Annotated in this window: 25 protein-coding genes and 3 pseudogenes; 8 read left to right on the forward strand and 20 right to left on the reverse strand. The window is 67.4% G+C overall.

Translation table 11 applies throughout. The features are described 5' to 3' along the window. Positions 1-21: 21 nt before the first annotated feature. Both ACJ512_RS17200 and ACJ512_RS17205 read left to right on the forward strand, forming a co-directional pair. Positions 22-600, forward strand: a complete 579-nt coding sequence (locus tag ACJ512_RS17200; protein WP_005086626.1) for a carboxymuconolactone decarboxylase family protein — start codon at positions 22-24, stop codon at positions 598-600. A gap of 579 nt (positions 601-1179) precedes the next feature. Continuing rightward, positions 1180-2610, forward strand: coding sequence for a hypothetical protein (locus ACJ512_RS17205; RefSeq protein ID WP_234821265.1), 1431 nt, complete (start codon positions 1180-1182; stop codon positions 2608-2610). A gap of 12 nt (positions 2611-2622) precedes the next feature. On the opposite strand, the gene ACJ512_RS17210 is transcribed toward ACJ512_RS17205, so the two are convergent. The 3 genes from ACJ512_RS17210 to ACJ512_RS17220 form a co-directional block, all read right to left on the reverse strand. Continuing rightward, positions 2623-3714: an IS630 family transposase gene (locus ACJ512_RS17210; protein ID WP_461479774.1), complete on the reverse strand. Its 1092-nt coding sequence runs from the start codon at positions 3712-3714 to the stop codon at positions 2623-2625. A gap of 327 nt (positions 3715-4041) precedes the next feature. Beyond that, entirely contained in the window at positions 4042-4896 is an 855-nt protein-coding gene (istB, locus tag ACJ512_RS17215) for an IS21-like element helper ATPase IstB (RefSeq protein WP_005116465.1), read from the reverse strand. Next, a complete protein-coding gene (locus ACJ512_RS17220) occupies positions 4893-6254 on the reverse strand; it encodes a Mu transposase domain-containing protein (RefSeq protein ID WP_005118249.1) in 1362 nt (453 codons plus the stop codon). Before ACJ512_RS17220 ends, istB begins: the two co-directional genes overlap by 4 nt. 401 nt (positions 6255-6655) lie before the next feature. On the opposite strand from ACJ512_RS17220, the gene ACJ512_RS17225 reads away from it, so the two are divergent. Together ACJ512_RS17225 and ACJ512_RS17230 are read left to right on the forward strand one after the other, a co-directional pair. Then, a complete protein-coding gene (locus ACJ512_RS17225) occupies positions 6656-6907 on the forward strand; it encodes a hypothetical protein (RefSeq protein WP_005116458.1) in 252 nt (83 codons plus the stop codon). Next, positions 6904-7548 (forward strand): P-loop NTPase family protein, encoded by a 645-nt coding sequence (locus tag ACJ512_RS17230; protein WP_005116457.1) that lies wholly within the window; start codon positions 6904-6906, stop codon positions 7546-7548. Before ACJ512_RS17225 ends, ACJ512_RS17230 begins: the two co-directional genes overlap by 4 nt. A gap of 258 nt (positions 7549-7806) precedes the next feature. Here the strand turns inward: ACJ512_RS17230 and ACJ512_RS17235 are convergent, their stop codons facing one another. The 3 genes from ACJ512_RS17235 to ACJ512_RS17245 all read right to left on the reverse strand — a co-directional run bounded on the left by ACJ512_RS17235 (position 7807) and on the right by ACJ512_RS17245 (position 9026). Beyond that, positions 7807-8151 carry a hypothetical protein gene (locus ACJ512_RS17235; RefSeq protein WP_407689604.1) on the reverse strand — a complete coding sequence of 115 codons (345 nt, stop codon included), beginning with the start codon at positions 8149-8151 and terminating at the stop codon, positions 7807-7809. 47 nt (positions 8152-8198) lie between these two features. Next, entirely contained in the window at positions 8199-8366 is a 168-nt protein-coding gene (locus ACJ512_RS17240) for a hypothetical protein (RefSeq protein ID WP_407689605.1), read from the reverse strand. A 192-nt stretch (positions 8367-8558) separates the two neighbouring features. After that, entirely contained in the window at positions 8559-9026 is a 468-nt protein-coding gene (locus ACJ512_RS17245; RefSeq protein WP_461479775.1) for a hypothetical protein, read from the reverse strand. Between the two features lie 271 nt (positions 9027-9297). Between ACJ512_RS17245 and ACJ512_RS17250 the strand changes: the two genes are divergently transcribed. Beyond that, a complete protein-coding gene (locus tag ACJ512_RS17250; protein WP_407689831.1) occupies positions 9298-9879 on the forward strand; it encodes a helix-turn-helix domain-containing protein in 582 nt (193 codons plus the stop codon). A 136-nt stretch (positions 9880-10015) separates the two neighbouring features. Here the strand turns inward: ACJ512_RS17250 and ACJ512_RS17255 are convergent, their stop codons facing one another. From ACJ512_RS17255 to ACJ512_RS17265, 3 genes are all read right to left on the reverse strand, one after another. Beyond that, positions 10016-10306: a hypothetical protein gene (locus tag ACJ512_RS17255; RefSeq protein WP_461479776.1), complete on the reverse strand. Its 291-nt coding sequence runs from the start codon at positions 10304-10306 to the stop codon at positions 10016-10018. Positions 10307-10563: 257 nt separating this feature from the next. Beyond that, on the reverse strand, positions 10564-11415 hold the full coding sequence (locus tag ACJ512_RS17260) for a hypothetical protein (protein ID WP_407689248.1): 852 nt from the start codon (positions 11413-11415) through the stop codon (positions 10564-10566). After that, entirely contained in the window at positions 11399-12490 is a 1092-nt protein-coding gene (locus tag ACJ512_RS17265; RefSeq protein WP_407689249.1) for a hypothetical protein, read from the reverse strand. Before ACJ512_RS17265 ends, ACJ512_RS17260 begins: the two co-directional genes overlap by 17 nt. 442 nt (positions 12491-12932) lie before the next feature. On the opposite strand from ACJ512_RS17265, the pseudogene ACJ512_RS17270 reads away from it, so the two are divergent. The 3 genes and pseudogenes from ACJ512_RS17270 to ACJ512_RS17280 form a co-directional block, all read left to right on the forward strand. Continuing rightward, positions 12933-13238 (forward strand): annotated as a pseudogene (locus tag ACJ512_RS17270) (type II toxin-antitoxin system Phd/YefM family antitoxin); the annotation flags it as partial. 3 nt (positions 13239-13241) lie between these two features. After that, complete coding sequence (locus ACJ512_RS17275; protein WP_407689250.1) at positions 13242-13676, forward strand: type II toxin-antitoxin system VapC family toxin; 435 nt, start codon at positions 13242-13244, stop codon at positions 13674-13676. A gap of 133 nt (positions 13677-13809) precedes the next feature. Continuing rightward, positions 13810-13956 (forward strand): annotated as a pseudogene (locus ACJ512_RS17280) (phosphoribosyltransferase); the annotation flags it as partial. A gap of 12 nt (positions 13957-13968) precedes the next feature. Here the strand turns inward: ACJ512_RS17280 and ACJ512_RS17285 are convergent. The 11 genes and pseudogenes from ACJ512_RS17285 to ftsW all read right to left on the reverse strand — a co-directional run bounded on the left by ACJ512_RS17285 (position 13969) and on the right by ftsW (position 24888). Continuing rightward, positions 13969-14313: an SUR7/PalI family protein gene (locus ACJ512_RS17285; protein WP_407689251.1), complete on the reverse strand. Its 345-nt coding sequence runs from the start codon at positions 14311-14313 to the stop codon at positions 13969-13971. A 72-nt stretch (positions 14314-14385) separates the two neighbouring features. Next, the gene (gene wag31, locus ACJ512_RS17290; RefSeq protein ID WP_407689252.1) at positions 14386-15195 is read right to left on the reverse strand and encodes a DivIVA-like cell division protein Wag31; all 810 of its coding nucleotides are present in this window, start codon (positions 15193-15195) and stop codon (positions 14386-14388) included. 251 nt (positions 15196-15446) lie between these two features. Continuing rightward, a complete protein-coding gene (locus tag ACJ512_RS17295; protein WP_067900480.1) occupies positions 15447-15737 on the reverse strand; it encodes a YggT family protein in 291 nt (96 codons plus the stop codon). Positions 15738-15889: 152 nt separating this feature from the next. Next, positions 15890-16561: a cell division protein SepF gene (locus ACJ512_RS17300; protein ID WP_407689253.1), complete on the reverse strand. Its 672-nt coding sequence runs from the start codon at positions 16559-16561 to the stop codon at positions 15890-15892. A gap of 77 nt (positions 16562-16638) precedes the next feature. Continuing rightward, positions 16639-17412, reverse strand: coding sequence for a YggS family pyridoxal phosphate-dependent enzyme (locus ACJ512_RS17305; RefSeq protein ID WP_407689254.1), 774 nt, complete (start codon positions 17410-17412; stop codon positions 16639-16641). Between the two features lie 5 nt (positions 17413-17417). Continuing rightward, on the reverse strand, positions 17418-18125 hold the full coding sequence (gene pgeF, locus ACJ512_RS17310) for a peptidoglycan editing factor PgeF (RefSeq protein WP_407689255.1): 708 nt from the start codon (positions 18123-18125) through the stop codon (positions 17418-17420). Positions 18126-18213: 88 nt separating this feature from the next. Further along, positions 18214-19377, reverse strand: a complete 1164-nt coding sequence (ftsZ, locus tag ACJ512_RS17315) for a cell division protein FtsZ (RefSeq protein ID WP_407689257.1) — start codon at positions 19375-19377, stop codon at positions 18214-18216. 225 nt (positions 19378-19602) lie between these two features. Then, positions 19603-20640: a cell division protein FtsQ gene (ftsQ, locus tag ACJ512_RS17320; RefSeq protein ID WP_461479777.1), complete on the reverse strand. Its 1038-nt coding sequence runs from the start codon at positions 20638-20640 to the stop codon at positions 19603-19605. Continuing rightward, positions 20637-22106: a UDP-N-acetylmuramate--L-alanine ligase gene (gene murC, locus ACJ512_RS17325; RefSeq protein WP_407689745.1), complete on the reverse strand. Its 1470-nt coding sequence runs from the start codon at positions 22104-22106 to the stop codon at positions 20637-20639. The genes ftsQ and murC overlap by 4 nt, the downstream gene beginning before the upstream one ends. Further along, a pseudogene (gene murG / locus ACJ512_RS17330) lies at positions 22107-23296 on the reverse strand (undecaprenyldiphospho-muramoylpentapeptide beta-N-acetylglucosaminyltransferase); the annotation flags it as partial. It abuts the gene before it with no gap. Further along, entirely contained in the window at positions 23293-24888 is a 1596-nt protein-coding gene (gene ftsW, locus ACJ512_RS17335; RefSeq protein WP_461479778.1) for a putative lipid II flippase FtsW, read from the reverse strand. The pseudogene murG and the gene ftsW, both read right to left, overlap by 4 nt. Between the last annotated feature and the right edge of the window lies 1 nt (position 24889).

The following is a 24889-nucleotide window of genomic DNA, read 5'->3' on the forward strand; positions in this document are numbered from 1 at the left end:
GTTCAACAGAGAGGGCCACCCGTGACCATGGCGGAACGCGTACCGATGCTCGACCGTGAGCAGGCCCAGCTGCGAGCTGCCGAATGTGGGTTGCCCGAAGAGTTGGCAGAGCTGTCGGTATTCCGCGTGGCACTTCATCAGCCGCGTGTGGCGGTTGCGCTGTATGGGCTGCTGGACGCGTTACTCTTCCGCGGTTCCCTTGACGCGCGGCTACGCGAGCTGGTCATCTTGCGCATCGGCTGGATCACTGGCTCCGAATACGAATGGACTCAACATTGGCGAATCGCCACACTGCTCGGCGTGCCTGAGCGTGATCTCCTCGCGGTGCGCGACTGGCAGAATTCCGAAAGCCTCGGGCCAGTCGAGCGTGCGGTCCTCGCAGCGACCGATGATGTGGTACGCGACGGGGTCATCTCCGAGGAAAACTGGGCTGGGTGCCAGAAGGCGTTCAATAGCGATCACGCGGTTTTGGTCGAACTTGTCGGAGCAATCGCCAATTGGCGGCTCTTTTCGATCCTGCTTCGATCTCTGAATATTCCGCTTGAGTCCGGTACCGACGGCTGGCCGCCCGATGGGCGAGCTCCTCGGCGTCGCGATTGAGCGAAAAAGGTGGACCGGTGCTTGACCGAAGCGGTCAGCGCCCCAATCGCCAGACCACGACCCGTGTCGTAGACGGACAAGTCCCCCCTCGGACACAATTTCTTAGCTACGCAGATTCAAAATCTGTCTGAACTGGTTTGAAGTGGGTGTCTGTGTTTGCTGATGCCGATTGGGCTTCGTGTTGACGGCGTGAACGGGATTCAGGCACCGAGAATGTGGGTCAACCTCGCGATGGGCAGTAACAGCGCGCCTCCCACAGATGCGCTTTGCGGGTGACCAGGACCTCCAGTATCGCCCCCGGCGACCCAGTTCCAGGCAGGTGGACAGTGGACGCCTAACGGATCAGGCCAGCCACTGGCGCTGTGCACGGGAGCGTTTTTTGGGAAAGCAGAAACAGATCAGCATGTCGGTGTCACGTGCTATCAGTACGCTGTGACTCTCGACGTGCCCAATGATGCACCCCTGCACCGCTTCATGCGGTACGTACGACCGCCTGCGGATCGAACCAGCGCACAACGTGAGGCTGGGCCACTGTTTCCACTCCGACCGAGTACACGCAAGCTACGCGTCGCCGTCGATGTGCAGACCTTGGGTGAGCCCACCCTGGAGCTGGTGCGAATCCTTGCTCGGGATGAGGAAGTCGAACCGCTTCTTCTCGTCCAGAACGACGAGTCGGAGCCCACGAGATGGATGCAGGCGCTCGGATGTCGCCGTTGGTACCAGTTCACATTCACGACGGTTACCGAGGCGCCGAAGTTCATGGACTCATCGACGGTCGGAGTTTCCGGCTACGAGGACGGCAGACGTACTTTGGCGACCTCCGGGCACTTCTTCAGCGTTTACGCACAGCTTGACGAAGCTGCCCGCTCTGGGTACTCCGACGACTCTGGAATCACTCTCGCGGATCGCCACCGTGCCGCAGCCCTAGCAAGCGCATCAGGGGCAACTGGGGCTGATGTCATCGTGACCGCTGCGCCCACCGCCGGACGGGATGATGTCGCTGACAACGATCTGGTCGTGAGCGTGACGCCGAGCCAATTGGTGCCGTTGTTCGGTCTTTACCTTCGAATGACGGGTAATCCCGTGCTAACAACTACCAAAGGACAATTGGCAGGTGGGGGCAGTTTCGTCCGCACCTACAACGCAACCTCGGTCGCGGACCTGTACCTGGCTGGCGTCGACGCGTCAGTTCCGCATCTCACAGCTATCCGTCTGATGGCGACGGCGGGCGGCGACCGTGAACTCGTTGAGTCTATGATAGCGATTGGCCTGCGCCTCAGCCGAGCCGCGCGTGCGGTGGACCATCTACTCGCGGCCCTCGGCAGTGGCACCTCATCCGAAATGCAGCGGTCCGACATGTCCGAGACCGCTGCAGAGGCGTTCGACCGCATGCTCTTGTACCTCTGTGCGGCAATGGACAGATACGCACGCGTTACTCGAACATTGTTCGACACCAGCCTCGATCCCGACAAGCAGCGTGGGTCCCTCACCTCGTTGGACGAACTGCGCTCAGTTATCGGGAAGTTCGAACCAACCGATAGCTCAGAGCTGGAATCATTGGGCTCATACGCTTGGGTTATCGGACAGTTGCGCAACCGAATTCACGCCATTCCCCTCGATACCCAGCACCAGTTGTCGCGAAGCTATGGCTCGTCCACAACGGTAGCGATCACTCTCAATGGGCTCGAAGAGTTCGAACCCGCCGTCACGCCGCTCAATCAAGACCAACTGGACAGGCTGGGAGTCTGGAAAGCGCAGTCATCCAATCCATTTCAACCAAGTGCATATGTTGCCGACATCGCCACACTAGCGACAACACTCTTTATGGAGACGCTGCGCTATCTGGAAGAGTTCTCGCACTTCATCATTCGCAACAAGACGCTGGCCACAGTCACCACCCAGAAGCACCCCGTACTGGGATGCTGGGCAGATGATCCCCGCCCGATGCCGGGCGCCTTGCCAAACGAACTCCTTTATCGAGAAATGCTGGGATGGGCGGACTTCGGCTGACCTCTGATGCACCTAGTGTCCCCCGCCGGAAATTCGTTGAAGATATTTGGCGAGTGAGTCGAGGATCTCTTCGGCGGTCTTTTTCCAGACGAATGGCTTGGGGTCGGCGTTCCAGTGCTTGATCCAATTTTTGATGTCCTTTTCCAGTGCCGCAACGCTTTTGTGGACGCCACGTCGCAGGAGCTGGTCGGTGAGGAACCCGAACCAGCGCTCGACCTGGTTGAGCCAGGAGGAGCCGGTCGGGGTGAAATGCATATGGAAGCGGGGATGTTTGGCGAGCCAGTCGTTGACCGCGGGCGTCTTGTGGGTCGACAGGTTGTCGCAGACCAGGTGCACGTCGAGCTCGGCGGGTACGGCCTTGTCGATGGTGACCAGGAATTTCTTGAACTCGACCGCCCGGTGTTGGGGGTGGAGTTGGGAAATCACGGAGCCGTCGGCGATGTTGAACGCCGCGAACAGGTCGATCACGCCGTGACGGGCGTAGTCGTGGGTCCGCCGCTCGGGCATGCCCGGCATCATCGGCAGCACGGGTTGGGACCGATCCAACGCCTGAACCTGGCTCTTTTCGTCGACGCACAGGACGACGGCCTTCTCCGGCGGATTGTGGTAGAGGCCGACAACATCGACGACCTTGTCGACGAACAGTGGGTCGGTGGACAGTTTGAACCCGTCGCTTAAATGCGGTTTCAGCTCGAACTTGCGCCAGATCCGCCCGATCGTCGAGGGCGACAGGCCGCTGCGCTTTGCCATCGAGGTCCGCGACCAGTGTGTCGCGTTGGCCGGCTTGTGTTCCAGCGTCGTCACGATCACCTCTTCGACCTTGTCCAACAGGATCGACGGCGGGCGACCGGTACGCGGCTCGTCGACCAGCCCATCGAGCCGCTTGTCGACAAACCGGGTACGCCATTTGCCCACCGTGGGCTGTGACACACCCAATTTCGCGGCCACCGCCTTGTTGGACAAACCCTCGCCGCAGGCCAGGATGATCCGTGACCGCAACGCCAATGCCTGCGACGACTTCGGCCGCCGTGACCACCGAACCAGAGTCTCACGCTCCTCCTCGGTCAAGGCCAACTCCGCCGTCGGTCGCCCACGCGATGCCATACACGAATCATCCCATCCACCACCGTGATTCGTTGCGGAACGCCGCCGAAGCCCATCGATTACAATTATGTAACGAATTAATGGCGCAGGACACTAGCGCTCGAATCAAGTGATGTCACGCCAACGTCATGTCCAGTCCCCCGTCGCCAGGGCGACGACTCCAAGATCTGTCGACGTGGAGGAGGTCTGCCCACTCGCCGAGGCTGTTCGCGGCGGCGAGGTCGAGCTGTGTCCGCCGACCTGATACGACTCCTCGGTCATCTGGTGATCGCGCTCATCGAAAGTCCCCAGGTGTGCTCGCCGAAATTCCTCACCTGTGAGCAGCGGTCAGTGTAGTGGTTGGCGGGTGCCGGTGGTTGTTCGGCGTAGCGTTTCGGCGGCGGCGTGGTGGTCGCGGAGGCGGTAGGACTCGCCGTCGAGGTTGATGACGACAGAGCGGTGCAGTAGGCGGTCGAGCATGGCGGCGGCCACGGTGGTGTCGCCGAGGATCTCTCCCCAGGCTCCCACGCCGCGGTTGGTGGTGATGACGATGCTGGTCTTCAAATACCGTTGGGAGACAACCTGAAACAGCGCTGAGGCCGCCTCGGCGGGCAACGGCAAGTAGCCCAGCTCATCGATCACCAGGAGCGTCGGTCCGGCATAGAACCGCATCGTTGTGGCCCAGCGTCCCTCGATCGCTGCGCGGTGACACCGTGCAGCCAGATCGGCGGCAGTGGTGAAGTAGGTGCGGTAGCCGGCATGTGCTGCGGCCCTTGCCAATCCGACCGACAAGTGCGTCTTTCCTGTACCCGGGGGCCCGACGAGCAAAATGTTGGTCGCCGATTCCAGGTAGCGGCAGGTCCCGAGTTCGTCGATCAGCTTGCGGTCGATCCCGGCGGCGGCATCAACGTCGAAGTCTGCCAGGGTGGCCGGGGTGGGCAGGCAAGCGAACCGCAACCGGCCGGCCAGCCGCCGAGCGGTGGAGGCCTCGACTTCGACGGCCAAGAGCCGCTCCAGGGCCACCGTCAGCGACAGGTTCTCGGTGGTGGCCTGGTCCAGGACCGCGGGTAGGGCTTCGGCGGCCGCGGCCAGTTTCAGTTCGGCCAGGTGCGAGCGCAGCTGCTGATACCGCGAAGCGGCCGCCGACGGTGTTTCCTGGGCGGTCATGGTGGTGGTCTTGGCGGTGCGTGGGCTGGGGGTCATTGGATGGTCCTGTTCTGGGCGGCCCGCTCGTAGACGGACAGATCGATGACGGTGGAATCGGGTGACGGAGTTGAGGGTTGATGTTCAGAACTGTCGGCTTGTTTGATCCCGAGGAGTTGTGCGGCCGCGGCTTTTGCGGCCGGGCCCGGTGGGATGCGTTCCTTGCGCCGGTGCGGGCGTCCGGTAGCCGCGGTGGCCATCGCGGCGGTGTCCAGGGCGATGACATGGCCGCTGTCACGTACCGTGACGCCGAGCCCGTCGGCGGCCATGCGGTGCCGGGCGACCACGATTCCGCTCGTGGTGGCGATGTCACAAAACTGGGCCCCGACCGGATGGGACACCACGACCTGGGCGGCGGCCAGCTCCGGAGGCACCGAGTAGCGGTTACCGCGATACGACACCAGCGCTTGCCGCGACGCCGTGCGGGCCTCGGCCAGGATCACCGGATAGGCCATCGCCGGCACCGGCTGTAGCGGCTCTGTTTTGGCCACCACCGCCACCGAGGACCGGCCCTCAGCGGTGGCGCGGATGCGGGTGTCGCCACGGACCCCGGCGAAGCGATCCAGGCTGGCTTGGGCCTGCTCGACGGTGGCCTCGTCGGCCAGCGTGCGCCACCAGCGTTGCGCGGCGGTGTGGTTGACCTTTTCCACCACTCCCTTGCGGTTGCCGCGCCGCGGCGGGCAGATCGCCACACAGACCCCGTAGTGCTTGGCCACTCCGGCGAACGAGGCGCTCACCCGTCCCGAGCCGGGGTCGCAGACCGTGGCCATCCGGTCAAAGCGCCACACCCGGGTGCACCCGCCCAGGCCGCGGGTCGCGCGGTCCAAGCCGGCGACCAGGTGCGGCTGATCCTGGCAGGGCGCCAGGAAGCCGCGCCACTTGCCCGAATGGGCCAGCGAGCCGACCAGCAGGTGCGCGGTCTTGCCCCACCCCCACGATGCCGGCGGATCGGGCAATTCCAGCCAGTCCCATTGGGTTTCCTCACCCGGGGCGTGGGGGATCACCGCGTTCGGGCGCTGGGTGGCGGTCCGGCAGGCTTCACAGACGGGGCGTAGATTGCGGACGCGGATGTTGCGGGTCAGGCTCTGATACGACAGCCCGAACCCCAGCTCCTCGAGCTCGTCGAACAGGGTGCGGGCCCACAGGTGCGGGTCCTCGGTCAACCTGGCGGTGACGTAGTCGACGAACGGCTCGAACGGATCGGGGTCGGGGCGGGCACGCACCCCGGGTTTGCCGTCGCCGGCCAGATACTTGCGGACCGTCTTGCGGTCAAAGCCGGTGTGGCGGGCGATCGCCGAGATCGTCCAACCACGCTTGGCCAGGGCATGTACTTCCATATCGTTCTCCCATGTGAGCATGAGAAAGCGGGCCTCCTTCGGGCAGTGCTGCAGGCGTCAGACACCAGCAGCATCGAAGGAGGCCCGCCCTTCTCGGCGGAGCCACACGGGTGGGGAATTTCGATGAGCGTCAGTGGGGAATTTCAGTGAGCGCGATCACTGGAGCGTAGCGGTCATCGATGTCGGCCACGGCGGATGCGCCGCGGGGCCGTGACCGCAATGTTTTCCACGACGTGGACTCCGTGAACGACACCGTCAGGACACCAGCGGAAGTGCAGTTTCAATGATCGCCTTTCCGAAGTCCGAGTCGGCCGCGGCGACGATCGAGGTGGCTCCGCTGCGACGCCGAAAGACCGAAACTCTTGACTTTGTAGCGTGTTTCTAGTTACTCTTGACACACCGCAAGCCTTAAGGGGATCATTGTGAACAATGATGTCAAAGACATCGCCGAATGGGCCAGGTCGCAGGGCTGGACCGTCCTCGACGACACAAAGGGATACAGCCGGTTCTACGATCCGCAGGGCAATTACGTGACGTACTACCCAGCTAGCCCGAGCCGTCCGAATCGGCGGATGGCCGACTTGAAGGTGGACCTGAAGAAGGCGGGCTTACAGATCCCACCCCCAAGCAAGAAAGAACAGCGGTCGCAACGCAGGAAGGGAGAGACAAAGTGAACGACGATTGGGTTATCTCCTTCACCTTCAACGTCGACCCGTCGATGGAGACGATGGACCGCTGGGAGACCCAACTCGAGGGCCTCGACGGTTCGGTCGCGCGGATCCCCGGCCACGGCGTCGATGTGACGACGTATGCATCGGGCGGTATGTCCGTGATCGAAGCTGCCGAGAAGATGGCCAACGAGGTTATACACATCGTTCATGCGGAGCCGGTCGGCATGGAGGTGATGCGGGAAGCGCAGTGGCAGCGCCGGGCGGACGAGCCGACGTTGCCAGAGTTGATGTCGGCCGCCGAGATCGCTGAAGAGCTGGGCATTTCCCGTCAGCGCGTGCACCAGCTGCGCCGCACTGCGATGTTCCCTGCGCCGTTGGCGGATCTGCGCGGAGGTGCAGTATGGGATGCCGCCGCGATTCGGAAGTTCAGCAGCGACTGGAAGCGTCAGCCCGGACGGCCGGCAGGCGACTTCTACGTGCAATATGAGCACTTCGTTGAGGGCCAATGGCAGCTGGACACGACGTTCGGTCCGACGACAGAACATCGGGCTTGGGCTTTCTACAAGCAGGCGATCGAGCACCCACACATGCGCTACGTCCGGCTGATGCGCGGTGCAGACGACTTAATCGCGTCACACGAGTAGCTCCCGGCTGGCGTTCAGCGCCCCAATCGCAAGATCGCAACCCGTGTCGCAGGTGGCCAAGTCCCCCCTCGGACACAAATTGTTAGCTATGCAGATAAAAATCCCGCCCTGAGCTTGGCGAGGGCGGGTTCTTTATACTTGCTAATGTCGATTGGGATCGCGTTGATGTCCTAGCTCGGTCCTACGACTCTTATGCGCGTCACAATCTTCGGGATGCAGTACTGCCCCGTTGGGCTGTCGTGGCCACAGCTGGAGTGCTCACACCTGAAGCGACGTCTGGTTTTCTGGGTTCAGTGCCGCGAAAAGCTTGACCTGTCGGCGCACTGCCATCGGCTGCCGCTCGATCGCTGCCAGGCCGTCCAGCAGCACGTTGATGTCTGCGAGCGCTTTCTCCAGCCACGGCCTGAGCACGTTGCACTTGATCTCAACCACGTGCGAGATGAAGGCGGTGTCGTTCCTTGGTGGGTGGTGCGCTACTGCGAGCGCGGCCAAGGCACTATCGATGGATTTGATGACCACCTCGATCTGCTCGCGCGTCGGCACCATGAACCGGTGCTTCTTCGCGTTCAGATACGTCCGTAGTTCGCCTATTTCTGCCTCCACGACACTTCCGGGAAGGAGGCCTCGATCCACGTTGCCGACTGCTCGCACTAAACGGAATTGCGAGTTGAGGCGCGTTCGCAATTCCACACGCAGAGCTGCCTGGCGTTCGTCGAAAGGAGCGCTCTTCGCATTGTGTTGGCGCTGATGGTCAGCCCGATACCGAGAGCGGTCATGAACAGGCCAAAGACGGTTGAGATGACGGTGAAAGTGTTCATGCTGCGGAGTGTACGGAGGCACGGTGCACGCACCCGCCGACCGAAACGACCACGGCAGTAAGACAGCCACGAAGGGCTCTCAGATCCGAACCCCTCTGGTGAGCGCAGTGGTCATCCGTCTCGGCCTCGGTGGATGCGCTGTGGGACAGTAACCGCAGTGCCTTCCGCGCGTGGCTTCCGGGAACGACGCTGTCAGGACACCAACGGAAGTGCAGCCTCAATGATCGCCTTGCCGAAGTCCGAGCCGGCCGTGGTGGCGATCGAGGTGGCTAGCGAAGTCATCGCTTTCGTGGCCAACTCCTTGAACCGGCCCACCTTCGGCGCCTCCGAATCCGACTCTGCACGGATTTCCAACGCCAACTGCTCCGCGTCCGTCCGGACCCGGTCGTCGGTAATGGCGAGCACCGCCCGCTCTATGGCGTCGACGAGGGTCTGGGCCTGCTCAACCTTCTGCTGGACGTTGACGGTCTGCGTGACATTGCTGCTCTCGAACGCGACCGCGACGCCGCTGCTGCCCTCAATGTGGAGGTAGGGGCTGTTCACCTCGACGACGCCGGGAAGGTCGCGGACCGACCTGCCGGAGGCGGCGTACTTCTCGCCATAGGGGGTGAGATGCGGTCGGACAACGACCCGCTGCGCGGTGCCGATGTTGACGGACATTCAGGGTGACCACCTGGGGGTGGGGTTCCGGCGTTGAGGGTGAGGATGCTTCGGCGGGATCTGAGCGGCGGCATGGTGACGACGCCCCCTGTTCCCGGGGTTACGGTGGCCTGGGTTCGTTTCGGCGATCATCGTGGCGCCGGATGTTCGTGGCCGGGGGATCGACTGGCGCAGTGACGGTTCCAGCCCGGGGCGGCCAACACGAGATGACCCCTTCCCGACTGGCATCGTGGTAGACCATCTTGGTGCTTCATGTCCTCCCGAGCACCCGATGATCGTCGTCCGCACCGTCGAGTGGGCCGAGCAGGCCCTGGGCGCCGGCGAGCTCGGCTGTCCGCACCCCGGGTGCGGCGGCGCCCTCACACGGTGGGGATACGGCCGCCGCCGGCGCGTCCGTAGCCTCGGCGCGCGGACCCTCGACGTGCGCCCCAGGCGGGCACGATGCACCCGCTGCGCCAGCACCCAGATTCTGCTGCCGGCCACCCTGCAGCCACGTCTGGCCGACACCACCGAAGTGATTGGCGCCGCCCTGGCCGGCAAGGCCGGCGGCCACGGACATCGCCGTATTGCCACCGCGCTTGACCGCTCGCCGTCGACCGTGCGCCGCTGGATACGCCGCGCCACGCGCAGCGTTCATCTGCAATGGCTATGGCAGCGCGGCAGCCAGGCCCTCATCCGGCTCGACCCCGACGCGTTCAACCAGCTGCCTCGCGCCAGCAACCCGCTGCACAACGCGCTTATCGTCCTGGCCGCCGCCGCCTGCGCGGCCCGCCAGCGGCTGGGCTTGACCGAACCCCTATGGACGCTGATCGGCGTGCACACCCAAGGCCGGCTTCTGGCCGCACCGACCTGAACCGCCCACATCGCCCGGACCAATCCGGCCGGGCCGGCGATCCCGCTCGCCCATTCCCGGCCGGCACCGTGAACACCACCGCCGGCCGACACCGTCACCGCGAGCATCACAGCGTCAGCGTGAACACCAAATCGCGCTAATCATCCTCACCGAGAACGCCGCCAACATGCTCACCTTGAACGCCGGTCAACATGCCGATTCCGTCGACGTAGCCTTCGTCCTTGAGCCACTCAACCGCCGCGTTCAACTCCACGCGGGTGACCTCGGTGTCCGACCAGGAAGTCGCGGCCATGAAGGGCGCGGGCAGGGCCTCCGCGATGGCCGCCCCGTCGACCCGCAGACCGTACAGCCACGCCAGCACGCCGTCCCGCAAATTCCACAGGCGCTCGGCTTTGTTCATCCCCAGTTCCTCCTCCAGCTTGGTCATGCCAGCGTAGGACGGGGTTACGACGCATCCGCCCCGCCGCGATATGTCCGGTCACCAGCAGTCCCCCAGGATGCGCCAGGTGGCAGTCGGGACACACGTGCGGTTTCCCGGACTTGCCCACGCCTGCCTTCGACGGGGCGCCCGCGGCGTACGAGCACTGTACGGGTTCCACCTTCAGGAGGTACGCGGACTGAAATCAACCGAGCATCAGACGATATGGCACCGCCACCGGCGCTGGCAGCGTCCAGCGCTCACAGTCAAGGCGTGACACCCAACTCGTCGCGAACACGACCGAGGAGATCCTGTGCCAAAGCCGCGAAGCTGGGCGCTGTGATGGGGTTGCCGCCGTCGACCGCCGCGGCAGCCTGCGGCAGGGCCGAAGTCGCTGACGTGCCTTCCTTTTCGAGAAAACCCAACGCGCGGACGCTGACATCTCGTGCGTGCGAGTCGGCGATATGCAGGCGAAAACCGACAGTCAAATCATCGGTGTCCACAGCTTGAAGCAGGCGCAGCATGTCCAACGCGTCTTTCTGCTTCACCCGCTTGCCTTCGGCCTTGATGTCGTTGAGCCGTTCCTCGAACTTGACGATCTTGGCGACCAAGAGTGCGGCCGGTCCTGCGACATTGACCTGAACGCAGCGATGATCGCCTGGGTCTAATGCGTGCAGAGTGTGCGGGCCATTGTCGACGAGGGCGGGTTCCAGACCGGCCGTCGGTCTGGCAGACCACTTTCCGTGCCCCATCAGCCGCGCTGAGCGTGCATCTTTGGCCGTGCGACCTGACTGAAACGGTGCAACCATGATGTCGACTGCCACTTCGCCGCGGCCCGTCCATCGACCAGGGTTTGCGCCCTGGTTGAAGCCCGCAGCTGCCATGGCAGCAGTGATTTCAGGGCTAGTTTTCAGCGACTCCGCATTAAGGGCCAGGTCGCCGTCGGTGGTCATCGGTGGTTCAACAAAGTCGCCAGCACCAGTGTGTAAATACACGGCTTGGGCGCCGACGACGATGATCGTCGACAGGTGCCCATCGAGCGCGTCAAGAGCGTCGAGCAGTACGGCTCGCGCCGCGACATACTCTGGTGCGTGAACGAACTCATTCTCTCCAGGCATCGTCGCTCCTTGCCAATACGTCGATGAGCTGCTCGGCCTCTTGGGCGAGGCGGCCTTTGGGAAGGGTCAGCAGGTCCGCGAGCACCTGGGAGACAGGTGCGACCCGCAATCCCGTCGCGGTGATGTCCGCACTGGTGAGCAATGTGCGATCTCGCGGGGTCGTGATCATGACGTTGCTGGTCGCACGGTCGCCGCGGACGAGCCCGAAACTGCTGGCGGTACTGGTGATGTCCTCGGCGTAGAGAGTGAGCACAGTCAGAGGAACAACTGAGGTGATGTCCGTGGGAAGGTACTCGCGGGCGGCAGCCGAGCCGGTGGCGGTTATGTCGTCGCGCCCCCGGATTCGGTCGAGGGTGCGTGCGACACCTCGTGGCGCGATGTAGTCCAGGACAACACCATTGCCGTTGGTGAAGCTGTAGTCGGTAACCCAGCGATCGAGGAGGGTGCGTTTCCGTACGCGGATGATGGTGCCGTCCTCGGATCGCTCGATCGCTCCGGCATCGACCAGAGTTGGCATCAGTTTGGAGACCGCTGCGGCGCTGCTCGACGACAGATCCGCAAGTTCGCGGATCCCCCACGGTGGTTGTCGTTCGAGGAGGGTGCGGATGGTGCGCGCTGTGGCGGGGCCGGTGAGGCGGACGGTTGCCGTCGACTCTCGGGGCCGCGGCGGTTTGGACGCACCCTCTAGGCGGATCAGCACCGGCGGATCGGAGGCCGTCAGGCTGACCCAGCCGGTCGTGTCCAGGTAACTGATGTTGGCCTCGTCCAGTTCACGCCGGAGCGGCGGGCTGACGTACTCGCTGACGTACAGCAGAGGAGCGTCCCCGAGGGCGGAGGCCATGGTGCGCAGCTGCCTTGTGATGTCCTGCACCGGGAGGCGATTCGTCGACAGCTTCACTTCGGCCAGGAAATCGACGGCGGCGCCGTCGTCGGTGGTCAATGTCATCCGGAAATCGAAGGCGCGGTCGGGTTCGATGTCGGTCTCAACACGCCAGGACGGCGGCAGTCGCGAGCGCAGCGTCTCGACCGCTGCGTTACGCACATCCGTTTCTCGAATTGCCGCATTTCGCACCATGAGAAACATGGTACTTTGCGAAACAGAGCAGGACAACAGGATCAACGACCACCGAGTCTAGGTGGGTTCGTCTTCCCTGGAACGGACGCCGAGGGCACCTGACGCGGCCGAGACGCCCGACCTTGCCGGCGCAGCCGCAGTCATCACCAGCCGTAAGAAAGCTGCTGATCATCAACTCAACTCAAAGACCTGAACTCGTGTCGCACATGGCCAAGTCCCCCCTCGGACACGCGACTGAGGCGAGCGAAATGAATGCTCGCATTCATTTCCGAGCCGCCGGAGTGTGTTGAGCGGCGAAGCCGCGATCACACATCCGGCGCGATGACTCAAGTCGGCCGTCGCCTTGACTTGTCGCAGATGCGGATCGTAATCAAGGCGGAGCCCCAGGCTCGCGTACACCTCGGCGCGTTCCGCCCCGGTCGCCGCACCGAGCACGCTCAGTAGTGACATGTACAAATTACGGTTCAGTGAGTGTACAGTTTACGGTGTGGATGTATCCGTGACCGAGTTGCGCGCACACCTCAGCGATTGGCTCGACCGAGCTCGGGCCGGTGGTGAGGTCGTCATCACCGACCGTGGGATTCCGGTCGCGCGACTGACCGCGGTGGACAACGCAGGCGCCTTGGAGCGTCTCACGGCCGAAGGCGTGATTGGCAAGGCCACTGCGCCGCGGCCCGTCGCTTCGGGCCGGCCCAGGCCCCGACCGCGACGGCCGGTGTCTGACCGGGTCAGCGACCAGCGGCGCTGACCGGTGCCGCTCGTCTACTTCGACGCCAGCGCCTTCGTCAAACTTCTCACCACCGAGACAGGAAGCTCGTTGGCGACAGCGCTATGGGACGGCTGCGACGCCGCACTATCCAGCCGCCTGGCCTACCCCGAAGTCCGCGCTGCACTCGCCGCAGCAGCCCGCAATCACGACCTAACCGAAACCGAGCTCGCCGGTGCCGAGCGTGAGTGGGAGGACTTCTGGGCCGCCACCCGCCCAGTCGAACTCACCGCGACGGTTGAACAGCACGCCGGCCACCTCGCCCGAGCCCACGCCTTGCGCGGAGCCGACGCAGTTCATCTGGCCAGCGCGTTGGCTGTCGGTGAACCCGGCCTGATCGTCGCTGTCTGGGACCGACGCCTGCACACCGGAGCCCAAGCCGCCGGGTGCAGGGTCGCCCCCGCACAACTCGACCCTTAGCCCGGCCGCGGACGACGATCAATTTCTTAGCTAGCAGTGTCCGTAAATCCGCTCCGAACTGCATCGGAGTGGATTTTTTGTGATTGCCTATGTCCACTCGCCACCGACACTGACCCCCACAACTAACGGGTCGGTCTGTCGCGAACTCGCCCGGGAGGCCGACGACGTGGTGTGCGCGACCATGCCGCCCCGATTCGAGGCCGTCGGGCAGGTCTACGACGACTTCCACCAGGTCGGCGACGACGAGGCCCGCGAACTTCTCGGCACGCCGACCGGCTGAGGCCCGCGGCGGCTACTTCGCCGGGTCGTCACGTCGGCCGTCGCCGGGCACACCCGCTTCAGTGGCGGCTTCCTCGAACGACTCGGTGACGTTGGCGTCCGCGGCGGGCCGTTCGTCCGCAGCTTCCTCCGGATAGTCGACGTATGCGGCCGCATCGTCGGCCGCGGGCTCTTCGCCCTGCTGTTCCTCGCCCGCGCCACGCTGCTGACGTTCGCGCAGGGCGTCGATGATCAACAGCACCACGCCCAGGACGCTGGCGCCGATACACACCCACGCCACCAACTCGTTGCTGGTGACGACCGCGAACACCAACGCAACCAGCCCGATGAGGGCCAACACCAGCGCGATGATCAGCATCGGGTCATCCTCCAGCCGACGAGGGAACGTTCAGGTCCAGGCCGGCTCCAGGGCGCCGACCGCGGGGGTCCGCTAGTTGTTGCCCCGGTTGAATTGGTCGAACCCGCCGGCGTCGGCGCTGGAGTCGACGGGTGCGGCAGATCCGCGCTGGCCGAGCTCCTCGAGCTGAGATTCCAGGTAGGTCTTGAGCCGGGTGCGGTACTCGCGTTCGAAGGTACGCAGCTGTTCGAGGCGGCCTTCGAGCACCGTGCGCTGCTGGTTGATGGTCCCCATGATCTCGGAGTGCTTGCGCTCGGCGTCGGCCTGCAGGGCGTCGGCCTTCTCCTGGGCCTGGCGCAGCTGCGCCTCCGAGCGGGTCTGCGCGTCGGACAGCATCGCCTCGGCGCGCTGCCGGGCGTCGGCCACGGTGGTCTCGGCGGTGTTGCGAGCCTCGGTGAGGATCTGGTCGGCGTTGGCGCGGGCATCGGCGAGCATCTTCTCCGATTCGGCCTTGGCCGTGCTGGTGAGCCGGTCGGCGGTGTCCTGCGCCAGCGTCAGCACCCGGGCGGCCTTCATGGCCTGCTCCTCGTTGCTGCCTGACGGCTCCGCGGGCGCGGCGGCCACGACGGGCGCCGGCTTGGCCGGCTCGGGTTCGGGCTCGACGACGGGAATCGCCTGCGTGGCCTGGGCGGCGACCGCACCCCCGGCACCCCCGCCGGAGGCCAGTTCCTGGTCGAGTTCCTCGATCCGCTGGCGCAGATCGGAATTCTCTTCGATGAGCCGCGTCAACTCGGTTTCTACGAGGTCAAGGAAGGCGTCGACCTCGTCTTCGTTGTAGCCCCGCTTGCCGATGGGTGGCTTACTGAACGCCACATTGTGGACGTCGGCTGGTGTAAGCGGCATTGTTTCGTCCCCTCAAGTTCCTGTCAAACGTTCCAGAAAGTGTAGAACGGAGTGCTAGCCGTCGTGCAACTGCCGTCCATCCTGTCACACCAGACCCGAACGTTGCCGATTAGGCCAATTTATAAGAACGGATTTCAGACATCGAGGCCAATAAAATCCCAATCCTCGGAAATTTGAAATCGCGCGCGCCAAATCGAGGCTGAAACGTGGCCGAACCGTCTTCCTACCGGTGCCCCGTTTGCCGGCAACCCTCACGCCGCGGCGCCGAACGCCAACTGCATACCGATGAAGGCGACGAGCAGCAGCACCATGATGGACAGGTCGAAACGCACCGCGCCGATGGTCAGTTGCGGGATCAGCCGGCGCAGCAGTTTCACCGGCGGATCGGTGATGGACATGATGATCTCCAGGATCACCACGGTGACGCCGGTGGGATGCCAGTCCCGGCTGAACGAGCGGATGAACTCGACGACCACCCGGGCGATGAGCAGCAGCCAGAAGATGAACAGCGCAAAACCAAGAATCTGAAAGAACAGAACCAACGGGAGACCCGACCTTACCGATGAGATGTCAAGCGCCGCACGCTAGGCGGTCATCGTCAGCGTACCGACTGCGACCGCGGGCACACATCTGAGCCGGGTACGGCCCGTGTGGGCGGGGACGCCCGAGCCCTGCCGCGGCGCGCAGCGGGCCCCTACTGGTAGGCGTAGAACCCGGTCTCGGCGATCCGGCGGCGCTCCTCCGGCGTCACGTCGACGTCGGCGGGTGACAGCAGGAACACTTTGGTCGCGACCTTGTCGAACGAGCCGCGCAGCGCGAACGCCAGGCCGGCCGCGAAGTCGACCAGCCGTTTGGCGTCGGCGTTGTCCATCGAGACCAGGTCCATGATCACCGGGGTGCCGTCGCGGAACCGCTCGCCGATGGTCCGGGCCTCGCTGTAGTCCTTGGGACGCAGCGTGGTGATCTTCGACATCGGACTGCCCTCGTCGAACAGCATCGCCATCCGGCGCGGGTCCATCGCCAGCGCGCCGCGGGTGGAGTTGCGCAGCCACGACCCGAAGCGTTGTTGCCGGGGCATGTCGGGCCGCTCGAACTCGCGGGGGTGGACCGAACCGTAGCGGGGCTCCTCGGCGTAGCCGCCGCGGTACCCGGGCGGGGCATAGTCGGCCGGCTCGCCGCGCGGGTCCCGGGGGTCCCGAAGGTCCCGGGGGTCCTCGTAGTCGCGCCCCTCGTAGCGGCCGTAACCGTCGTCGAAGCGCGGGCGGGGGAAACCGCGGGAGGGCGCACGGTCGTCGTAGTACTCGTCGTCGTAATCCTCCATCGGGGCCATCCCGAAATAGGCCTTGACCTTGTGCAGAGTGCTCATCGTGTTGACCCCTTCTAGCCCTGGGAAGGTTCTCGCAGTGGTGTTGTCTGTGATGAAGATGTGACTACAGTGACTACTCACGGTGACGGTAGCGGCCGCGGGCCCAATAGCGCGGTACCGACACGCACACAGGTCGAACCGTGTTTGACGGCGATCTCGAAGTCGGCGGACATGCCGGCCGACAGGCCGACCGCCCCGGGGTGCGACTGCAGCACCCGCCGGTGTTCGGCCTGGAGCCGGTCGAAGGCCCGCTCGGGGTCCCAGGTCAGCGGCGGGACGGCCATCAGCCCGACCAGTTCCAGGGCCGGGGCACCGGCGACCTTCGCGCACAGCTCGTCGACCGCGCCCGGCGCCCCCACGTCGACGCCGCCGCGGGACACGTCCCCGTCGAGGCTGACCTGGACGTAGACGCGCAGCGGCTGCTGCCGGCGGGCCTCGGCCAGCGCCTTGGCCACGGCCTTGTCGAGGGCGGTCACCAGCCGCGGGCTGTCGATCGAGTGCGCGGTGTGCGCCCACTGGGCCACCGACCGGGCCTTGTTGCGCTGGATGTGGCCCACCATGTGCCAGTTGACGGGCGGCAACTCGGTGCGCGGCGCGGCGCCCGCCAGCCGGGCCAGTTCGGCCACCTTGGCCGAGGCCTCCTGTTCCCGCGACTCGCCGACGGCCCGGCAGCCCAGGCGGGCCAGGATCGCCACGTCGGTGGCGGGGAAGAACTTGGTGATCGGGAGAAGTTCGATCTCGGCGACGTTGCGGCCCGCCGCTTCCGCCGCCGCGGCCAGTCGCGACCGCACGGCCGCCAGGGCGTGCGTCAGTTCGGCTTCGCGGTCGCCGTCGGGCAGACCCCCCGTCACCGCGGTCACTCCATCCAGACCAGCGACGCCAGCCGGCCCGTCGGCGCGCCCCGGCGGTGGCTGAACAGCGTCGGGTCCGCCACCGTGCAGCGGGGGTCGACGTCGATCGAGGTGACGCCCAGATCCCTCAACTGGCGGGCGATCCCGGCGCGCAGGTCGAGCCCGGGCGTCCCGGCCGAGGTGGTGGTGCGGCTGCCCGGCAGGGCGTCCTCGACCTCGTCGGCCATCGCGGCGGGCACCTCGTAGTTGGCGCCGCTGACCGCCGGGCCGAGCAGCACCGAGACGTCGGCGACCTGCGCGCCCAGGCGCTGCATGGCCTCCACCGCGCGGTTCACGACGCCGCGCTGGGCGCCGACCCGGCCGGCGTGCACGGCCGCGACCACCCCGGCGCGCGCGTCGGCCAGCAGCACCGGCACGCAGTCAGCCGTCACCACCGCCAGCGCCAGCCGCGGCGTGCCGGTCACCAGCGCGTCGGTGTCGCCGACCGCGCCCTCGCGCGGCCCGTCGACCACCTCGACGCGGTCCCCGTGCACCTGGTCCATCCACACCACCCGATCGGCGCCGAGGCCGGTGGCGGCGGCCAGCCGGCTCCGGTTGGCCGCGACGGCCGCCGGGTCGTCGCCGACGTGGTCGCCGAGGTTGAAGGTGTCGAACGGCGGCTTCGACACGCCGCCCGCGCGGGTCGTCGTCACTCGCCTGATCCGAAGGCTCACCCCACCAGTATCGGGAAAACGTTGGCGGCCAAGCGGCCCCGACATCGTTGTCTGAGGAGGTCGGGACCGCATTGTGACCTCCACGGTCTCAGCGGCGCATGAAAGGCGGCACGTCGACGTCGTCGTCGTCGCCGCCGATGTTCAGCGTCGCCCCGTTGGTGTGCAGCGGCACGCTGACGGCGTCCACCGGCTCGAACAGCGTCGAGCTGAGCTTGCCCGCCTTCGCCGACTCGATCCGGTGCGCCCCGCCGCCGCCCGCGGCGCTGCCTTCGGCGCCGTCGCCCACGACGGGCCTGCGGCCCGGTCCGGCGGCGTCGAAGCCCGCGGCGATGACCGTGACCCGCACCTCGTCGCCGAGCGAGTCGTCGATGACGGTGCCGAAGATGATGTTGGCGTCCTGGTGGGCCGCGTCCTGCACCAGCGACGCCGCCTCGTTGATCTCGAACAGGCCCAGGTCGCTGCCGCCGGCGATCGACATCAGCACGCCCTGGGCACCCTCCATCGACGCCTCCAGCAGGGGCGAGTTGATGGCGATCTCGGCGGCCTTGAGCGAGCGGCCCTCACCGCGGGCCGAGCCGATCCCCATCAACGCGGTGCCCGCGCCGGACATGATGCCCTTCACGTCGGCGAAGTCGACGTTGATCAGGCCCGGCGTGGTGATCAGGTCCGTGATGCCCTGCACGCCGTTGAGCAGCACCTCGTCGGCGCTGCGGAAGGCGTCCATCAGCGAGACGGCGGCGTCGCCCATCTGCAGCAGCCGGTCGTTGGGGATCACGATCAGGGTGTCGCAGCTCTCCCGCAGGGCGGCGATGCCGGTTTCCGCCTGATTGCCGCGCCGCTTGCCCTCGAAGGAGAACGGCCGCGTGACGACCCCAACGGTCAGCGCGCCGAGCTTGCGGGCGATGCTGGCGACGACGGGCGCGCCCCCGGTGCCGGTCCCGCCCCCTTCGCCGGCGGTCACGAACACCATGTCCGCCCCGCGCAGCAGCTCTTCGATCTCGTCCTTGGCGTCCTCGGCGGCCTTGCGGCCGACCTCGGGGTCGGCGCCGGCGCCGAGCCCGCGCGTCGAGTCGCGGCCCACGTCGAGCTTGACGTCGGCATCGCTCATCAACAGCGCCTGGGCGTCAGTGTTGATCGCGATGAACTCCACGCCCTTGAGTCCCTGTTCGATCATCCGGTTGACGGCGTTGACACCGCCGCCACCGATACCCACGACCTTGATGACGGCGAGGTAGTTGTGTGGGGGGGTCATCATTCGTTTTCCTCCCTGATGGGCTGGTGTCCCGGTTGGGGGTCTCACTGTGAGCTTCTCCGGATGGTGGCGGAACGCCCTCCTGGCAAACCCTCAACCTCTACCTCAGGCTTAGAGTTATGTCAGGTAGTTCCGCGCAAACAGAACGGTATGGGCACCGCACCCGCTAACCCCGCAGGCGCGCCGACACGCGGCGCGGTTTTTTTCTGCCCGGCGGGCGTGGCGCTACTTGACGGTCGGCAGGTCCGGGCTGGACACGTCGTAGGTCCGCCCCGGCTGGGTCAGCAGCGCGGCCAGCTTCTCGGCCTTCTCCCCGGTGCGGTCGGTGGTCCCCCAGATCACCACCCGCCCGTCGCCCAGCGTCAGCGTGATCGAGGACACCGAGGGCGCAGCGACGCGGCTCACCTGGGCGACCACGTCGGGGCTCAGCGCGGTCAGCACCTGCAGCGCGGCCTTGGTCGCCGGGTCGCTCGGCCCGGGGTCGGCGACGTCGAGGTAGGGCAGGGCCGGCGGCGGCGGCGCGGTCGCGAAGTCGACGCCGTCGCGGTCGAACAGGTGCGGGCCGTCCGGGAAGTCCACCACGACCACCGGAATCCGCTCGACGATCGTGATCCGCAGCGCCGAGGGGTACTGCCGCTGCACGCGGGCGCTGGCCACCCGCCGGATCGTGGCCACCCGGTCGGCGACCTGCTTGGTGTTGATCTGCAGCAGCGGCGTCCCGGGCCGCACCCGCGCCACGTCCAGGACCTCTTCGCGGGTCACCGCCCCGGTCCCGCTGACCACGATGTCGCGGGCCGACATCGCGGGCGTGAAATACAGGACCAGCCCCAGCCCGATCCCGACGAGCACCAGAACCACCGTGGCCAGCAGCATCTTCAGGCCCCGGACGACGCCGCGGGCCACGGGCTTGGGCTCGGCGGCCACGCGCCCGCCGGCCCGGCGCTTGGCCTCGCGGCGCGCCTCCTCGATGGCCGTGGCACGCGCCTGCGCGGCGCGGCGCTCGGCCCGTTCCCGGCGGGCCCGCCGCCGTGGGCCCTCGAACTCGGCCTGCCCGGCCTCGGGCGCCGCCTCCTCGCCGCCGCCGGTCGTCAGCGGTTCGGTGACGGCGCTGTCGGCGCGGCCCGCGGACCCGTCGGTGCCCTCGGCGGACTCGGAGGCCCCGGTGGCCTCGGCGGTCGCAGGGGAATCCGGCGCGGGGCCGGCCTCCTCGCCCACCACGTCGGTCGGCGCGGCCCCGGTCGGCTCGGGGTTCGGCTGGCTCATCGCGCCGTCCCCGGCCGCCCGGGTGCGGTGCGGTTGGCCCGCACCCGCAGCGCGGTGACGATCTCGGGGCCCAGCAGGGTCACGTCGCCCGCGCCCATCGTGACGATGACGTCGCCGGGACCGGCGGCCGCGGCCACCTCTGCGGCAACCGCGGAGAAGTCGGGCAGGTAGCGCACCGGCGCGCTGACGTGCCCGGCGACGCTGGCGCCGCTGATACCGGCGACCGGTTGCTCGCGCGCGCCGTAGACGTCGAGGACGAACACCTCGTCGGCGGCGTCCAGCGCACGACCGAACTCGGCAGCGAAAGCCTTTGTGCGCGAATACAAATGGGGCTGGAACACCACGATGCAGCGACCCTCGCCGGTCTGGTCGAGCAGCGTGCGCACCGCCGCCAGCGTGGCGCTGATCTCCGTCGGGTGGTGGGCGTAGTCGTCGAAGACCCGCACCGGCGCATGGCCGTCTCCGGAGGTGCCGACCAGTTCGAAGCGGCGACGTACCCCCTCGAAGCCGGACAGCCCGTCGAGCACCTCGTGGGCGGCCGCGCCGATCTGGGTCGCCGCCAGCAGCGCGCCCAGCGCGTTGAGCGCCATGTGCCGGCCGGCCACCGACAGCCGCATCACCCGCGGATGCGGCTCGCCGGCCAGTTGAATGTGGGCGACCGCCTCGGTGCCCTGTTGCACCCAGGCCAACAGCGCGCCGGCCAGGTTCTCACCCGCGGACCCGTAGCGCAGCACGCGGACACCCAGTTCCGCGCTGCGCTCGGCCAGCGCGGCGGCGCCGGGGTCGTCGGTGCAGACCACCAGCGCTCCCCCGGGCGCCAGCCGCTCCACGAAGGCGTCGAACACCCCGGCGTAGGCGTCGGCGCTGCCGTAGAAGTCCAGGTGATCGGTCTCGATGTTGGTCACCACCGCGACGTCGGGCCGGTACTGCAACAACGAGCCGTCGCTCTCGTCGGCCTCGGCGACGAAGCAGTCGCCGCTGCCGTGGTGGGCGTTGGTTCCGGCCTCGCCGAGTTCCCCGCCGACCGCGAAGGACGGGTCGCGCCCGCAGTGCTGCAAGGCCACGATCAGCATCGACGTCGTGGTCGTCTTGCCGTGCGTGCCGGTGACCATCAACGTGGTGCGCCCGTCCATCAACCGGGCCAGCACGGCCGGCCGCAGCAGCACCGGGATGCCGCGGCGCCGGGCCTCGACGAGCTCGGGGTTGGTCTTGGGGATCGCGGCGTAGGTGGTGATGACGGCCGTGGGACCACCCGGCAGCAGGTCCAGCGACGAGGCGTCGTGCCCGATGCGGACCAGCGCGCCCCGGGCCCGCAGCGCGTGCACGCCGCGCGACTCCTTGGCATCCGACCCCGACACCAGCGCCCCGCGGTCCAGCAGGATGCGGGCGATGCCCGACATTCCGGCACCACCGATGCCGACCATGTGCACCCGCTGCAGCTCGGGCGGCAGCTGCCGGGCGTTCATCGAGGCCCCCCGGCCGCCACCGCCCGTCGCGCTACGTCCAGGGCCGCCTGGGCCACCCGGCGCGCCGCGTCGGGATGCCCCACCCGCGCGGCGGCGGCCGTCATCGCCGCCAACCGCTGCGGGTCGTTGAGGAGCCCGGCCACCCGTTGGGCGACCAGGGCCGGGGTCAGGGCGGTGTCAGCCACCACCATGCCGCCACCGGCGTCGACCACCGGCAGCGCGTTGAGCCGCTGCTCGCCGTTGCCGATCGGCAACGGCACGTAGATGGCGGGCAGGCCGACGGCCGAGACCTCGGCGACCGTCATCGCCCCGGACCGGCAGATGACCAGGTCGGCGGCGGCATACGCCAGATCCATGCGGTCCAGGTAGGGCACCGCCACGTAGGGCGGGTCGCCCGGCCCGGGATGCCGGAGCTCGAGGGTGTTCTTGGGCCCGTGCGCGTGCAGCACGGACACGCCCGCGACGGCCAGCTCGGCCGCGGCCCCGGACACGGCCCGGTTGAGCGACACCGCACCCTGGGAGCCGCCGAACACCAGCAGCACCCGCGCGTCGCCGGCGAAGCCGAAGTACGCGCGCGCCTCGGCCCGCAGCGCCGCGCGGTCCAGCGTGGTGATGGCCGCGCGCACCGGCACGCCGACGACCTCGGCGCGCGCCAGCCCGCAGTCGGGCACCGCCGCGAGCACCCGGTCGGCGGAGCGGGCACCGACCCGGTTGGCCAGCCCGGCCCGCGCGTTGGCTTCGTGGATCACCACCGGGACGCGGCGGCTCGCCCGCCCGAGGCCGGGGGTACCGCGCGCGGCGAGGTAGGCCGGCAGGGCGACGTACCCGCCGAAACCGACCACGACGTCGGCGCCCACCCCGTCGAGCACCGCGCGGGCCTCCCGGACCGCACGCCACACCCGCGACGGCAGCCGGGCCAGGTCACCGCTGGGTTTGCGCGGCAACGGCACCGGTGTGATCAGCTCGAGGCGGTACCCGCGCTCGGGCACCAGCCGGGTCTCGAGGCCGCGCGCGGTGCCCAACGCGGTGATCCGGACCTGCGGGTCCAGCGCGGCCAGCGCGTCGGCCACGGCCATCGCGGGCTCCACGTGCCCCGCGGTCCCGCCGCCCGCGAGCACGACCGACAACGCACCGGCGGGCGGGGGGCTCGCCCCCGGCCCGCCGGCCGACTTCTCGACGGTGTCGTTCACCCGTAACGCTGACCTTCCAGTACGCGCGTGCGCCGCGGTTGACGCTGACCGGCGTCACGCTGGCCAGATCCATGATGCCTGGCCCGCGCGCGGGCGGCGCCCCCAGACCGCCGGGCCGGCCGGGCGGCCGGCCGCGGCGGCGCCCCGGCGTCGCGGCCGCTCTTGCGCGCCGGGGCCTTCGCCGCCCGCGGGCGACCGCCCTTGCGGTCGCGGAACGACTCCAAACGGGTCGGCACGTAGGGCTGCGGCAGCGGCAGCCGCAGCAACCGGTTGACCTTGTCGTCGCGCCCGGCTCGCAGCGCGGCCACCGCCTCCGGCTCGTGACGGGCCGCGTTGGCCATGATACCTATCATGAAAAGCGTTGCGGCCGTTGATGTTCCGCCCGCAGAAATCAGCGGCAGCTGGATGCCGGTGACCGGCAGGATCCCGATCACGTAGCCGATGTTGATGAACGCCTGACCCAGCACCCACATGGTCGTGGCGGCGGTCAACAGGCGCAGGAACGGATCGGCCGACCGGCGCGCGATCCGCATCCCGGTGTAGGCGAACAGCCCGAAGAGCACCAGCAGACCGAAGGCGCCGATGAATCCGAGTTCCTCGCCGATGATCGCGAAGATGAAGTCGTTGTGCGCGTTGGGCAGGTAGTTCCACTTGGCCACGCCCTGGCCCAGCCCGTCACCGAAGATGCCGCCGTGAGCCAGCGCGAACTTCGCCTGCCGGGCCTGATAGCCGGTGTCCTGGGGGTCGCTCTCGGGGTTGATCCAGGACCGTACCCGCTCCGAGCGGTATCCGGCGGACATCGCCAGGACCGCGCCCGCGGCGAAGACCGCCAGCAGCGAGGTGCCGAACACGCGAAGCGGCAGCCCGCCGTACCACAGCAGGGCCAGCAGGATGATGCCCAGCGACACCGTCTGCCCGAGGTCGGGCTGGGCCACGATCAGCGCCAGCGAGATGACCGCGGCGGGCACCAGTGGAATCAGCATCTCCCGCAGCGACGCCCGCTCCACCCGGCGGGCCGCCAGCAGGTGCGCGCCCCAGATGGCCAGGGCGATCTTCGCGAGTTCGGAGGGCTGCATCGACAGCCCGCCGACCACGAACCACTTGCGGGATCCGTTGGCCAGGTGGCCGATTCCGGGCACCAGCACCAGCACCAGCAGGATGACCGTGACCACGTAGCCGGTGAAGGCGACGCGGCGCAGGAACCGCACCGACATCCGCATCGCCACATAGGCCCCGCCGACCCCGATGGCCGTCCACAGCACCTGCTTGCCGAAGATGACCCACGCCGACCCGTCGGAGTCGTAGGACCGCACACCCGAGGCCGACAGCACCATGATGAGTCCGAGGGTCGTCAGCAGCCCGGCCACGGCGATGATCAGGTGGAACGAAGTCATCGGCCGGTTCAGCCAGGCGCCGAAGCGGTGGCGCGGGCCGGTCTTTTCGGCCGCGACCGGGGCCTTCGAACCCTTGGCGGGCTCGGCGGCGTCCCCCGTCTCCTGGCCCGTCTCCTGGCCGGTCGCCTCGCTCGCGTCGGACTCGGCCGCGTCGGCTTTCTTGCCCCGGCCCAGCAGCCGGGTCAGCGCGTTGTCCACA

This window comes from Mycobacterium cajalii, from assembly GCF_045809005.2.
Lineage (GTDB): Bacteria > Actinomycetota > Actinomycetes > Mycobacteriales > Mycobacteriaceae > Mycobacterium.